Annotated in this window: 15 protein-coding genes, 1 tRNA gene and 1 pseudogene; 7 read left to right on the top strand and 10 right to left on the bottom strand. The window is 46.3% G+C overall.

Annotation, left to right across the window (positions count from 1 at the left end; genetic code table 11):
- Positions 1 to 1459 precede the first annotated feature (1459 nt).
- The 5 genes from RTK01_RS12485 (at position 1460) to RTK01_RS12465 (ending at position 4979) form a co-directional block, all read left to right on the top strand.
- Positions 1460 to 1945, top strand: coding sequence for a sigma-70 family RNA polymerase sigma factor (locus RTK01_RS12485; RefSeq protein WP_312281294.1), 486 nt, complete (start codon positions 1460 to 1462; stop codon positions 1943 to 1945).
- A gap of 16 nt (positions 1946 to 1961) precedes the next feature.
- Positions 1962 to 2798: a hypothetical protein gene (locus RTK01_RS12480; protein ID WP_312281293.1), complete on the top strand. Its 837-nt coding sequence runs from the start codon at positions 1962 to 1964 to the stop codon at positions 2796 to 2798.
- Between the two features lie 21 nt (positions 2799 to 2819).
- Entirely contained in the window at positions 2820 to 3500 is a 681-nt protein-coding gene (locus tag RTK01_RS12475) for a hypothetical protein (protein WP_312281292.1), read from the top strand.
- Between the two features lie 119 nt (positions 3501 to 3619).
- Positions 3620 to 4021 carry a hypothetical protein gene (locus RTK01_RS12470; protein ID WP_312281291.1) on the top strand — a complete coding sequence of 134 codons (402 nt, stop codon included), beginning with the start codon at positions 3620 to 3622 and terminating at the stop codon, positions 4019 to 4021.
- 331 nt (positions 4022 to 4352) lie between these two features.
- Entirely contained in the window at positions 4353 to 4979 is a 627-nt protein-coding gene (locus RTK01_RS12465) for a tyrosine-type recombinase/integrase (RefSeq protein ID WP_312281290.1), read from the top strand.
- 471 nt (positions 4980 to 5450) lie between these two features.
- Here RTK01_RS12465 and RTK01_RS12460 read toward each other — a convergent pair whose 3' ends face one another.
- Positions 5451 to 6266 carry a hypothetical protein gene (locus RTK01_RS12460; protein ID WP_312281289.1) on the bottom strand — a complete coding sequence of 272 codons (816 nt, stop codon included), beginning with the start codon at positions 6264 to 6266 and terminating at the stop codon, positions 5451 to 5453.
- Between the two features lie 272 nt (positions 6267 to 6538).
- Between RTK01_RS12460 and RTK01_RS12455 the strand changes: the two genes are divergently transcribed.
- Together RTK01_RS12455 and RTK01_RS12450 are read left to right on the top strand one after the other, a co-directional pair.
- A tRNA-Lys gene (locus tag RTK01_RS12455) sits at positions 6539 to 6607 on the top strand.
- 394 nt (positions 6608 to 7001) lie between these two features.
- Positions 7002 to 7553: a super-infection exclusion protein B gene (locus RTK01_RS12450; protein ID WP_312281288.1), complete on the top strand. Its 552-nt coding sequence runs from the start codon at positions 7002 to 7004 to the stop codon at positions 7551 to 7553.
- Between the two features lie 293 nt (positions 7554 to 7846).
- Here RTK01_RS12450 and RTK01_RS12445 read toward each other — a convergent pair whose 3' ends face one another.
- The 9 genes and pseudogenes from RTK01_RS12445 to RTK01_RS12405 form a co-directional block, all read right to left on the bottom strand.
- Entirely contained in the window at positions 7847 to 8140 is a 294-nt protein-coding gene (locus tag RTK01_RS12445; RefSeq protein ID WP_312281287.1) for a helix-turn-helix domain-containing protein, read from the bottom strand.
- A 100-nt stretch (positions 8141 to 8240) separates the two neighbouring features.
- Positions 8241 to 8579: a type II toxin-antitoxin system RelE/ParE family toxin gene (locus RTK01_RS12440; RefSeq protein WP_312281286.1), complete on the bottom strand. Its 339-nt coding sequence runs from the start codon at positions 8577 to 8579 to the stop codon at positions 8241 to 8243.
- A 158-nt stretch (positions 8580 to 8737) separates the two neighbouring features.
- Positions 8738 to 9823 (bottom strand): helix-turn-helix domain-containing protein, encoded by a 1086-nt coding sequence (locus RTK01_RS12435; RefSeq protein ID WP_312281285.1) that lies wholly within the window; start codon positions 9821 to 9823, stop codon positions 8738 to 8740.
- A gap of 143 nt (positions 9824 to 9966) precedes the next feature.
- Entirely contained in the window at positions 9967 to 10257 is a 291-nt protein-coding gene (locus tag RTK01_RS12430; RefSeq protein WP_312281284.1) for a ribbon-helix-helix domain-containing protein, read from the bottom strand.
- Between the two features lies 1 nt (position 10258).
- A complete protein-coding gene (locus tag RTK01_RS12425; protein ID WP_312281283.1) occupies positions 10259 to 11017 on the bottom strand; it encodes an AAA family ATPase in 759 nt (252 codons plus the stop codon).
- Positions 11018 to 11232: 215 nt separating this feature from the next.
- Positions 11233 to 11787: a hypothetical protein gene (locus RTK01_RS12420; RefSeq protein WP_312281282.1), complete on the bottom strand. Its 555-nt coding sequence runs from the start codon at positions 11785 to 11787 to the stop codon at positions 11233 to 11235.
- Positions 11784 to 12113, bottom strand: a complete 330-nt coding sequence (locus RTK01_RS12415; protein WP_312281281.1) for a hypothetical protein — start codon at positions 12111 to 12113, stop codon at positions 11784 to 11786. The genes RTK01_RS12420 and RTK01_RS12415 overlap by 4 nt, the downstream gene beginning before the upstream one ends.
- On the bottom strand, positions 12106 to 12561 hold the full coding sequence (locus RTK01_RS12410; RefSeq protein ID WP_312281280.1) for a ribbon-helix-helix protein, CopG family: 456 nt from the start codon (positions 12559 to 12561) through the stop codon (positions 12106 to 12108). Before RTK01_RS12410 ends, RTK01_RS12415 begins: the two co-directional genes overlap by 8 nt.
- A gap of 29 nt (positions 12562 to 12590) precedes the next feature.
- A pseudogene (locus RTK01_RS12405) lies at positions 12591 to 12896 on the bottom strand (pentapeptide repeat-containing protein); the annotation flags it as partial.
- Between the last annotated feature and the right edge of the window lie 162 nt (positions 12897 to 13058).

The raw sequence follows: 13058 nt of genomic DNA, 5'->3' as shown, positions 1-13058 counted from the left end.
AGTATAGACAAAATCTAGGGCTTGCATAGTACAAGATTTTGTCCGCACCCCCTTATCGAATGGAGTATGAAACAATTAGAAATTGAAATTCCAGCCTTCAAAGCGGGAGAATGGATTCCAGTTGAATATACCGCAAGAGGAATAGACATTTCTCCAGAGATACATATTTTGAATTTGTGCAACTTATTCTACCTTATCTACACGGTAAAGTACAAGTTTTACAAGTTGAAGCACCACGCATATGCGTAGCGCTTCAACCCAGTACGCCAGAGCCAGAGTCCTGCGTGCTAAAAGGCCGTAAGTGTTGATATATAAGCGCGAATAAGATCAATAAAATTTATTTTCAACACGATATGCAACAACGCGCCGAAAATGGGCGGACGGCCCCGGTTGCCGCTGGGGTAATACGGAACAATGATGACGCCCCACTTGTCCCACGGGATAATTTCGCCCAAGGTTTCGATGAACTCTTCCCGTCGCGCTTTTTCTTTCGTAAGCTATATTCAATATCTCTAAAAGTCTGCTGTTTTTATTTCTTCCCACCGCCCGTGTCTTGATGCTTCTATTTTATCGCTTCCTCCTCTCGTGGGTAGCTTTGATTAAATCAGAAATTCCTTGGCGTTCAATATTCCCGATTTGGTTCCAGAGATTATCGCCGGCGAAAAAGGCAGGAGAACGAATACGCCCACAGGACCGATTATGGCCTTGTGGGCGGCTTCCTTTAACGGGGAATCAGATTAAGTGCTTCCTCTTGCCATTTACAGGGAGAGCGCCAAATTTGCCCCAGGCCGTTTTCCTTTCGGTTTTGTGATCTTGAAGCGCACCACTTCCAACACGCGCTGTTCTGCCCAAAAGTTGAGTAAGATTTCCCAAAACTTTTCGCTTGCCATGCGTTTTTCTGAACGCAACAAATTTATCTTATAAAAAAGTCCAAAATACCACTAACCCATCTCTGAAAAACTTCAGGAAAGTAGGCTTGCTTATAAGAGAAATGGAGAGAATCAAAATGGAATAAGTTTTTGCTTTTCGCTGGTGACTTGTTCCTTTGAGGATGTTCATAGAATACTCGTTATAGTTAAAAGTGGATTTAAAAAGCTATGAATAGGGTGTAAATGTCCGAGCAACATATAAAGTTGTACGCCGGCCATGCATGGCTTTATATTTTATGCAGGTCGCATAATGCTCTTTAACGCCCATCTTGTGTTTAGCATAGGTAAGGGCTCGCTTGATTCCTCAATTTTCTTGAGGTTTTGATGAGTCAAAATTTCTTGACTGCCGAGGGCATTCGAACGATTGACAACGATTTGATCTGTAGAATGTGATACTGCTTACGTGAAAAAAGGGCGCTGCTTTTGTAACGGCAAAAAAATAACGAGTCTAATTAAAAACTTTCATCTATTTCTCTACCGCATGCGTCTAATAAGTGAAAAGCTTTTCATCCCCATAAAAGGAGACCATTATGGTTATCAACAAGCATGAATACGCCAAACGGATACAAACCGGCCGCATAAAACTTTACCGGACAGCATTCTGCTATGTAAAGAATGAACAAGATGCACTGGATATTGTCGGCGAAGCGACCTGCAAAGGCCTGGAGTCCCTGCATCAACTGCGGCAGCCAGAGTATTTTGATATCTGGATGACCCGAATCGTCATCAATACAGCATTGAGTTTCCTGCGAAAAAAACGCCTGTACGCAGTTTGCAGTACAGATACCATGGAGGAAATCGCTGTGGATGAGGATACGATGCATCCCGAGGATACGATGGACCTCTATGAAGCGCTGGATGTGCTGGATCCCTTGGAGCGAACTTATGTGATTCTTCGCTTTTTTGAAGATTGGCCCATCCGTGAAATGGCGGATATCTTGCAAACCCCGGAGCCCACCGTGAAGTCGCGTCTATATCGGGCATTAAAAAAAATGCGAAAATATCTGATTGCATGAAAGGAGGCTTGAATACATGGTGAACCTAGGCAAGAAGCGGTACGAGGAGATCCCAATTCCGGCAGAATTGGACCGGGTTTTGCACAAAGCGATACACCGGGGGGAACAGTACCGCGCACTGCGGCGGGCTGCTTCAAACGTGGCGGCGGCAATTCTGATGCTGTTTCTGTGCGCAAATATTCCGTCATTGTATGTCGGCGCGGTGCAAATTCCGGTGGTTGGGCAGATGATTCGTATCATGCGCATCGGCTCAGGGGGACAAACTATGGAGAATGTGAACGCCACTGTGGAGGCGGCTGGTCAGACTATTTATATTTGTTTTCCGGCGGACCAAGTTCCGAGGTACACCAGCCGGATCAAAAGCGGCCCTTATCGAATGATACTGCGCCTGCACAATGTGAGCAATCTCGACGAAAAGAAGCTGGTGGAAGATCTGCTCGCCACGGGGGCGGTAACCGACGCCTATCGGAATGCCTATCCAGATGAGGGTGATTGGGGGATTACCATAGTGCTGCGGGAGGGGCACAACTGTTCCCTTGGGGAATACATTGCTCCGGCAAAGCTGTCTTTGGAGTTCTATAAGGAGGCAGACAGTGTGGAGGAAAAAACAGTCTATTTTCTCCGTAGCAAGGGGATGCTCTTTGGAAATGAACTGGCGACTATGACGCAACGATTGGCATGGGAAGGCGCGAGTCAGGTCAGGGCCGCCGACGGCACATATTTTGTCTCGCTTGGCAGCTATGACACCGCAGAACAGGCTGCCGCCGCGCTGGAAGGTCTGCAGAAAAAATTCGGGGAGTCGCTGGAGATGTATGTGGCATCTTGTGGCGTATACCAAACCCCGGAGGTATAAATTTTAAAGGAGAAGATTAGTATGAACCGATATTTGTTGGCAGGACTGGCACTGAGCCTGATGGTATTGAGCGGATGCGGCGCGGCCGTTTCAAAAGAGAGCGCCTCCGGTCCTGAGCCGGTTCCGCAAATCCAGGCGACATCAACACCCGAAGCGGAGAACAGCTTCACCGCCTGGCTTCCGGAAGGTGTAGAGCCAGTCATGGCGGAAACCGCTCCCTTACCGGAACTGGCCAAGGTCATTGTGGATCAGTATGAAATTCCGCCGGAAGAATGGGATAAAACAAAATACTATTACAACTACGTGGATCTGAACGGGGATGGAACTGACGAAATTTTTGCCGTTGTGATGGGCCCGTATACCAGTGGAAGCGGAGGGGATTCTGCCTTGTGGGTTATTCCCTATGCCGGCATGGCAGTTGGACAAACGTTCACCCTCGTTCGGACGCCGATTATTATCAGTGACACAATGACAAATGGGGCTCATGAAATTCTTATGCAGCGGAGCGGTGGAGGTGCGGAAACGGAGTACATTCGGCTGGTTTGCTCCGATGGCATATACAGCAATCCTTCTGACGCTGAAGTGGTTGCGGATATCTCTCAAATTACCGGGAAGGCAATAATCAGCAATGATTTGATAGCGGATATGGAGTCCGGCACATTCTTGACATTGGCGGATGCAAAAGAAGTGACGGACTCTTAACCTGTGGATTCGGTCAAAAGATTCTTGCAGGATAAATGGTTTTCTTTTTGATTTCAAGGTGCTATAAGATCATTATGAAACATTCTCAAATAGGAATATGAAAGGCAAGCACTTTAAAAATGAACAAGATAAATCAAAATCAATTAAGGCTATACGAATGGATCGTATTTTTTGTCGGATGGATTATTGTTTTTCTGCTTGGGGCAGATTTCCCTCCGCCGAAAGGATTTCTATGGTTGATAGCATTATTGGCTATGTTGGCTACTATTCAGGACAGGCAGCTAAAATACCTTCTTTCAAATATAGGAAGAAGTCCTACTTTTTTTAAAAACTTTCTTTTTTTCTTTCTCGGCAGCATCTGTATTGCAGCAGTAACTTCTTTTATTGGGAAAACCCAAGCGACATCAGCAAAAATAATTTGGATTGTAATTGTTACTTGTGTAGGTACAGTGTATGGCATAGGCTTTTGGCTTATTAACAAGCTTTTAATAAAACAAAGTCACGGGAAACGAACACGATAACTTTCAATTTATTGATGAAGTGGTTAGCTCAGGCCAAGTTGGCCCTGTCGACAAAGTGGGGAAAAGCGTCTTTTCTCTTGTATTGCTCTGTTACGACTCTGTATATTCTGACTTTGTAAAAAGCTCCAACATGGCCCGAAGTTACCTCTATTATACAAGAACGCCGCCTTTAGTTTCACTAAGGCGGCGTCTTGCGTAATGTAATAGATATCAAATTTAGGGAGGTAGGATAACGCTAGTTCTTCCCGGCTCTGCTCACCGGCGACTACGGCTCGCTGCGCGTAGGCAATATTCTCAATGCGCATTCTATCCAGCTAAGGATATTAAAACAGTGCTGACCACATTGTTGAATTTTGCAGTAGCTGAACAGTGGATTCAAACGAACCTAGCAGAATTTATATCGCTTCCGGAGCTTCATGAAAAGGAGCTGGAGCCATTTACAGAAATAGAGCTACACCGGCTTTGGGACGTTTACGGAAAAGGCGATGTGTTTATTGGCTTTATTCTGTTGATGATTTATTCAGGCATGATGCCAGGAGAGCTGTTTTTATTTAAGAAGGATATGGTTGACTGGGATGCTTATGAGATTCGCGGTTGCGGCCTGAAGACGAAAAAGCGAAAGGAAACGCCAATCGTATTTCCTGATATCATCGCTCCGGTTCTGCTGGATTTATGCCAGCAGTCGAAGAGCCGTGTAGGGAACGTTCTTTGCATGAACCGTGATAAGTTCTATCAGGAATATCATTCTGCGCTGCAACGAGCCGGTGTTCGTGATTTGCCGCCCTATTCCTGCCGACATACGACGGCTACCGCATTAGCCCTGGGCAATATCGCGCCCAGCGTAATTCAAGAAGTGATGCGCCACACGAAGTTCACTACGACACAAAGATATATTCATCCAGATACGGCAGCTGCGCACAAAGCTGTTAATCAGATGGACAAAGGAAAGGCTCAATAAAGTCCTATAAAATCTTAAAAAAAGCTTTTCTATACAGGACACGGTAAAGTACAAAATGCCGCAATCCATTGCGGCGCAACAGGCAAACAACCCTTGCTAAGGGAGTAGGCGGGTTAAACCGCGCGAGAGTTCGAATCTCTCCTTCTCCGCCAAAAAGTGCTTGAAAACCGCTGAATTTGTGGTTTTCAAGCACTTTTTATATTTAATTTGACAGGTATTCAAAATCGGCTTTTTTTAGGAAAATACTAAAAAATACTTTAGAAAATCAAAAAAAACCAACCTGTAAAGTACATGGTAAAGTACATGGTAAAGTACAAGTTTTACAAGTTGAAGCGCCACACATGTGCGTGGCGCTTCAACCCAGCATGCCAGAGTCAGAGCTCGGTGTGCTAAAGGCATGTAACCGTTGTTAAATAAGCGCGAATTAAAGTGATAAAACTAATTTGCAACAATACATCAGAGCACATACCATTAATCTAAATCAGCATTAATTAACTTATATAGAAGCCGACTATTCCCTGCTTCTTGAAATCCATTCATTTCATAGAAATCAAACTCTTGCATATTCTTTGCTTTTTGCGGATAAGACGAGCCAGAATAGCGCCTGCGCATTATCATATTCATCTCATCTTCGCTGAATTGATATAGTTCTCCAAATTGTATAATGTTAGTTTCAATTTTTTCTTTATTGGCACAAACAGCATCCATTTTTTGAACTGCTATGCTCTGTAGAGTCTGATAGCGCTCTTCCTCACCTGCATCACATTCGTATTCCAATGGCGTTGGATAAAAAGCAATAATATCGGGTGCAACGTGGAGTAGCTTAAGCACTACCCCTGATAGATTCTCTAATATACTTGATTTAAGCTGCATATCATTACAATCATGTTCAATATTGAACTCGTGTATATAATACACATTTTGTTCTGGATCTAAATCTAGTGGTTCACCGACGTCGGTAAGTGCTGATAACGTGTACTCCAGAGCTTCATTTACATCATCGCATATCTCGTGCGGATCCTCACCTTCAGCTATAATTTGCTTGCATAAGATTAGACAACCCGATATTATTCCAACTTTTGTTGCATTAGTATAATCGCCTAAATATATAGCTTCTAGTTTTTCTTCAGATATACTAGATGCAACTCCAAAAAATTCAATTTTATTCCAGACAATGCAGGTGTCATGGCAGTCATACTCATCAGGAAGTGGATTAATATCAAAACTACAATCTCTGCCGCAAGAGCAATTAGCAAAAATACTTTCGAATTTCTTTTTTCTCCCCATACTTACACTTCCAAGTGCTGTATATTTAGCCGAATTAATGAGCGTTTTCTTTTAACGGGATTTTCAAGGATTTCTCCTTTCCTGACCCCTGACCTTATAGTACAGTATATAACACCACTTGTCGAGAGCAGTTTTGTAAATGATTCACAAATACGAAAGAGATGACAGCAGCTCTGAAAGTGGCCATGCAAGACGAGGAAGAGAGAGCGCCGGCCTGTGTGGGCGACTTTCGGATAAAATTATCTTACTGCTCGTTTCTCCGCTCGGAGCTAGGCGTGTATTGGAAGACAAACTGTCTTTTAAGCAGTGGGTCCGGGGTTCGAATCCCCGCCGGGTCACCAGCATTTTCCCTAGAGCCGCAATGGCTCTAGGGATTTCTTTTACTATTAAAGCACAGCAACCGTTAGCATTTTAACGCAGCAAATAGGAACAAAAACTTAAAAATAGGAACACTTTCGAGAACAAAATTTCTTTGAGTTCTATCTCAAGTATTCATAATGAAGATGCCTCCCTGCTTACATGATAATAGTTTTACCGGTTAAAGCGGTGTGCTACATGAATGCTTTAAGATATCCAGCCTTGAAACAAGACTACCTCCAGACCATCTTCAAAGCAACCCAAGGAGTCACTTGCGAGAGACCATCTATATATATGGGTATAGCAGTGATTGGATATTTTCCTTGTCTTTTTAAAAAGCATGGTATATTCTAAATTAAGAAGAGGTGATTATCACAAATGAAAGATTTAATTAAATTGCTAAAACTTCCTCCTACATATTTTTTCGTTTTTTTCATCGTTTCAGGTGGTACACTCTTTTTGCCGCAAGCAATCTTAGATAAAATGGGTTTTTCAAATTTACAAGATCCTTATAATATGATTTTAGGATGCGTTTTTTTAGTATCTACGGCACTGCTTTTGGCCTCGATTATTCAATATGGACTTAAAACAATGAAACATTATCATGCAAAGAAGAAACTGCCTATCGTATTTGCAGAAAATATGAATGCATTATCGAATTATGATAAAAGCATAGTCTATCTTTTATCTTTGACCCCAAACTTGACGTTTAATTTACCAATGCACGACGGTTCAGTTTTAAGGCTTGAAAGCAAATTAATAATTCAAAAGACCAGTTCTCAATATTTGGTGGATATGCTAGATCCTCGAGTCGCCTTTACTTTAACTAATATTGCTTCTGATTATCTCAAAAAAAATAAAGACTTTTTTGATTCATTACCATGTGAATATAAAAGAGAATCTGAGCATCTGGTATCCGCTAGCTGGTAGCAAGTCCGCTGACAGTTAAGAATTTACCCCAACCACTCTCTACTTGGCTGCAGGTAAGCAACTATGAGCTGCTGACCAGCCGCCTTTTTAGCAGTAGGTTTGAATCACCGCCGGGTCACCAAATAGGGACTTATCCGAACATATACGGTTTATTTTCGTAAACGGCCTTTTCGGTTGTGTAATAAACCGTGGATAATGGGTAAGCCAAGGCCACTCGCCCTGTATGGACGAGTGGCCTTTTTACTCTCTTTTCAGGGATTTAAAACTACAATGAGTATCCCTTTCAAAATAGCTCATTTAACCTTCGGTACAATTTCAAGCTGATAACCCAAAGTATCTAATAAATTACATAGCGTCCTTAAGGTGGGGCTATTTTCTCTGTTTTCCATACGTGAGATCACCTGTTGTTTTAGGCCAGAGTGCCGTGCTAATTCAGTTTGCGAGAAGCCATTTTCTTTTCGCAGTTTTACTAATTCACCTAGTATGCGGTATTCTTCGCGGCTACTATCCCAAGCTTGTTTAAAATCGGCATCGTTGCCTCTCTGTTCATCAATATAAGATTTAATACTAATTTCCTTAAATGGCATAATTAACTCCTAATATTTGTCCACCATTATATATTCTGTTTCTATCAATATTAGTTTTTATTAATTTTTTTAATCTACTTTTTATAAATTATTTTAACTATTATATGATTGGCTTCTTAATTTCATTCTGGAGTTCCTTGGCTCGTTTTTTGACAATATCTGAGTCTCTCTTCTCAGTGCGATTCTTTTGCTTTTTACATGCATAAAGTAAATACACATCCGTACCTTCTATAGCTACGAAAAAAATCCTATTATGCTTATAAAAGTATACTTCATGAATTTTACCTTGCCACGGCTTGATTTTTAGTAGCTCCATGCAATCGTTTTCGAGATTTTGAAGTACGGATATTCCATCAACCCTTTCCCTTTCAGTTAACGAATTGATATACTCTCTAATTTCGTCAATGCCTCTTGTTGTTTCATAACAATGAACTTTCACGACATCCTCCTGTTTGAGTAAAGCAACTATATCTAGAACTTATAATACAACAAATGTGTTGTACTTGTCAAGAACAATATTGGAATTTAATTCTTTCAACAAGTCTCATTTTCAAATACCATTTGCCCTGATAGCTCATCTGGCGTCGGCTTGCTTCGTCAGCGTTGTATCATTCGAATGATACAATGGCCGTCGGTAATAGCTTCTTTATGCTCTGCGCATCCAACTCCCATCCGTCCTTGCGGTGGCCGAGTTGCCGGGGGCAGGGAGAGAGGCGAGCCAAGGAGCGCCGACCAGCGTGGCCGGCTCACAGAGAACGTCACCTCGCCTCTCTCCCCCCACTGCGGCGGGTCCCCCCTCTCACCACTCCGACTTTCTCTCGCAAAAAAAGCTGGCCGGGGTATAGTTTTCCAAGGCGGAGCCGAGCTGGCGCCGCCTGCATTTTGTCCTGGCTTGCTTGTATTCCAGAATATGGAAGCTATATATCTTTTTTCTTCTCTTGTAAAAACCCCCGTTATCTTAGGTCTATCTTCGTTGTTCTGAATATCGGCGTACCCCCGGTCAGAAAGGCAGTTACGCTGCGCCGCTGCCTGGCGTGCTGCGCGCAGCGTTTTGGCCAATATCGGCCGACGTATGGCCATAGCATCACGTAGCGGGAGATAGGAGTTGCTGGAGAACGCACCGTTGCGCTTCTTGCAGCGCTGTATGTAGAATAGCCCGGCACAGTCCAGCGCCTTCAGAGCGACCCGGACGGTACTTACCGCAAGGCCGGTTTCTTTGTGGACTTTGGAAAAGCTGGGGTAAGCGTGGTCTTTGCGTATCTGGCGATAGACGTAGAGGAACACAGCCACGGATGCACCGTGCAGCCTCCCTTCCTCCAACTTACGCACGTAGCGGTAGGGAATCATCATAAAGCCCCGCTCAGGGACAATGCAGGTGTACTCAGACGCGCTGCGGGTCATTCTGCCCGTCTCCGGATCGCGCTTGGCCCGGTGACGCTTTACGGTGATATACCCTGCCTCCTCCAACTCCTTCAGCTTGCGGCTCACCGTGTCTACGGCCAACCCGGACAGCTTGGCAAGCTCCCGCTGGGTCTTATACACTTTGCCGGTGCGCTGGCTGGCGTAGCTGAACATGGTAAGGGCAAGCTGCTTCGCGTAGGCGGTTATGTTCTTGCCCTCGGTGTCCTTTGCCAGCTTCTGCGGAAAGCGGAAGGACGGCTCTGCCCGGTGTCCTATGTACATGGTTTCTCTCCTGCATTCCGATTTACGTTATATAATGGATATAAGTTATATAATGTAAATCCGTTATTTCTGTTATTTAAGTTATATAATTGAAATAAGAAAATGAGGTGTACCAGTCATTCTACTGATACACCTCATTTTTTCTACGGGTCACGGTTCATCGTTCCATAGTCCTCCAATTTCTTTTGATTTTCTCGTATGTACCGCTCCAGGAGCTGGGCCACCAGTTCGCTGACGCTCCGGCGCTCCACGTAGGCCAGCTTCTTCACGTCCTCATAGAGACTTGGCAGGATGGCCAGACTGATACGCTGCTTCGTCTCCTGGTCGGATTTGGGCCGGCCTTTCCCGGCCGCTGCCGGTGTCGGCTCCGCATGGATGATAGACGCAACCACGCCGCGCCCAGCCCGCTTCGCTTCCCGTTCTGCCAGTCCCATTTCAGTTTCCGCCCTTCTTCATAATGCAGGCCGCGACTTTCCCATACTCCGTGGCCGCGTCGTTGGTGGGGGCCTGCTCCGTGACGGCCTTTCCATCACAGACGCCCTTCTTGACAGCGGCCAGCTTCTTCACCGTGGCCACCACGGAATACTTGTCCTGAAGGAGCTGAAGAATCTCCCGGTCATCCTTGACACGCATTTCGTACATCGTGGCAATGACCCCTAGCACGGTAAGCTGGGGGTTCACCAGATCGCGAATCTCTGCCACGGTATCCAATAGCTGTTCAAGGCCACGGTAGGCGAGGTAGTCCGTCTTTACCGGAATTAGGACGCTGTCCGCGCTGGCCAGCGCGTTAATGGTGAGGATGGAGAGCTGGGGCGGGCAGTCGATCAGGATGTAATCATACTGGCCGCGCACCTGGTCAATGGCGCGGCGCAGGATGGTTTCCCGGACGGGGCGGCCAATGAGCACCACCTCCAACTGGGCCAGCTCCAGCCGGGACGGAACGAGGAATAAGTTAGCCTGAAGCTCACAGGTGCAGCGGCTGATTGGCACGCTCTCCTTCTGCAAAACGCTGACAACGGTGTTTTCATAGTCATACGGCTCCAGCCCCGCACTGATGGTAAGGCTTGCCTGACTGTCCAGGTCAATCATCAGGGTTTTCTTTCCTGCACGAGCCAGGGCAACACCCACGTTGAAGGTGCTGGTGGTCTTGGCCACGCCGCCTTTCTGATTCGCAAAAGCAATTACGGTTCCCATGTTTTTTCCTCTTTCCTAATTCGTTCTTTGGGTCTATCACAATCATTGACCGAGGGCTTGTCTCAAAAATCCTGCACAGATAGTCCACACGTTTCATTTGAATCACCTGAATCATTGATATAATGGATATACGTTATATAATTGAAATAACTTAAATAACGGTTTCGCACTTGCCGCCGTGCCGGGTTACCTATAACTTATATCATTTATATAAGTTAAATAATGTAATTGGCGGCTGCGCCGGGGATGGAGTAGCGGTTGCAGAGATTACTTCCGTCTTTTCCTTTTCGTCGTTCCACCTGAACAAGACCGGCAGCAAACAAAATCTTCAAATCCTCGACAATTCTGCCCCCGCCTATTTTTACATGGCAGGCAATCTGTCTTAGGCTTTGGTCAGAATGGCCTAGAGATAGACACTGGTAAAGGTACAGGAATACCACTATGGCCGCAGTGGACAACTCAGGCGAAAGGAGCCGGGAGCAAAGGTCACGATCCAGCTTCAGCGTTGGCTCCTGTCCGAAGCAGCAGCGCCGGTGTTCACAGCGCAGCCGCCCCACCGGGTGCAGATACCCAGCTTGGAGCAGCGCGGCCAGCGCCGCCCTGATAGTGGGAATAGAAAGCCCGGACAGCTCTTTCAGATCGGGCAGCGTGATAGAAAATACCTCCGGCAGGTCGTAAGCGGCGTGCAGAGCCAGCAGGAGCCGAAGCGCCGACCGAGGTAGGGCTGTGTCAGTGACCGCCCTGGAAGGTATGTAACAAGTGCTGGTCATACGTTGCAAGCTTCATCTGCGATATCCTTCATGTCAAACGTGCCGTCCTCATGGAGCAGCAGCACACCAGCCTTCGTCAGCTCCGCTTCACAGCAGCGGATAAAGTCCGGGTCTTCGTGCATGGTGAGTGCAATCAGCTCCGCGCCGGGATACTGGCGGGAAATTGTCTCCCGGCAACGGTAGAGATGCCCAGCCACGCAAAACGCTGCATCAGAAAGATGCGCGTCAAAAATACTGTGCGGCATTAGGCTGTATTCCTCGTCCGCTTTTAACGGCAACTCAAACCGCAGCACCGGCTTGCGGCGCTTCTGCCTTTTCTTACTCATTGGAATCCTCCTCCATCATTGTTTTCACTCCGTTTTGGATAAAAGCGTCTATGTCACGGTCCTTCAGCTTCAGGTATTGAATGCCCAGCTCACGGGCCGAGCCTGCGGCCTCCTCAATCCGGCGCTGCTCTGCCGGGGAGCTGCCCTCCATGGCCTCAAAGACGGACATGAAAAACGCTGCGCTGGAAATGTGCGCGGCCTTGGCGGAAATTGCCGCCAACCGCTCTACTTGCGGCTGCATGGTTTCCTTGACTGCCCGTCGTACCAGCTCATTCAGGTAATCATCATCGGCCTTGGCCCCGATGGACACAAGCCCACGGTCTACAAGGTCCCGCAGCACTTCGCTTTTGGAAGTGTGCCGCTGGGCCGCTAACCGGCCCAGCGTTTCATCCAGCTCCCGGGAGCAGCGCACCGGGCGGTATGCTCTCTTTTCATCTGTGCGTTTCATAAAACCCTCATTTCACATTTCAAGCCGTATTACTCAAGTTCGGGTTCGCTCTCTGGCTGGTATTCGGCATAGCCTGCTTCAGCGGCCATATACGCCATACATTTTGAATGAAGTTCATCGGGAAGTGGCCTATGTTGATTGGGGATGTTCTGCGCCGTGAATGGTAATTTTACGACCATCGTCCAATCTTCGTCCAAAAGCGCGTCCTGCAGGTCAGCTCCGTTTAACTCAGCTCCGTGCAGATCTGCCCCCCTCAGATCGGCTTCCTTCAAATTTGCATTTCGTAAATCAGCTCCCTCCAGATTTGCGCCGCGCAAGTCAGCCCTGCACAATTTCGCCCATGAAAAACCGCCTTATCCTAAATCCCCCTTCCGCAAATCGGAGGATGGAGGGCTAGACCCGGGCGGGTGTGCCTCCCCAGGGCGCATCCCTGCAATATGGCGGCGGACAAAATCGGCTCCTTCTAGCACTGCCCAATAAAAATTCCCTCGGTGAAA

Origin of the sequence: Oscillibacter sp., from assembly GCF_031978065.1 — a bacterium.
GTDB lineage: Bacteria > Bacillota > Clostridia > Oscillospirales > Oscillospiraceae > Oscillibacter.
Note: the sequence above shows the minus strand (reverse complement) of the source record. Positions and strands in the feature narration are given on the sequence as shown.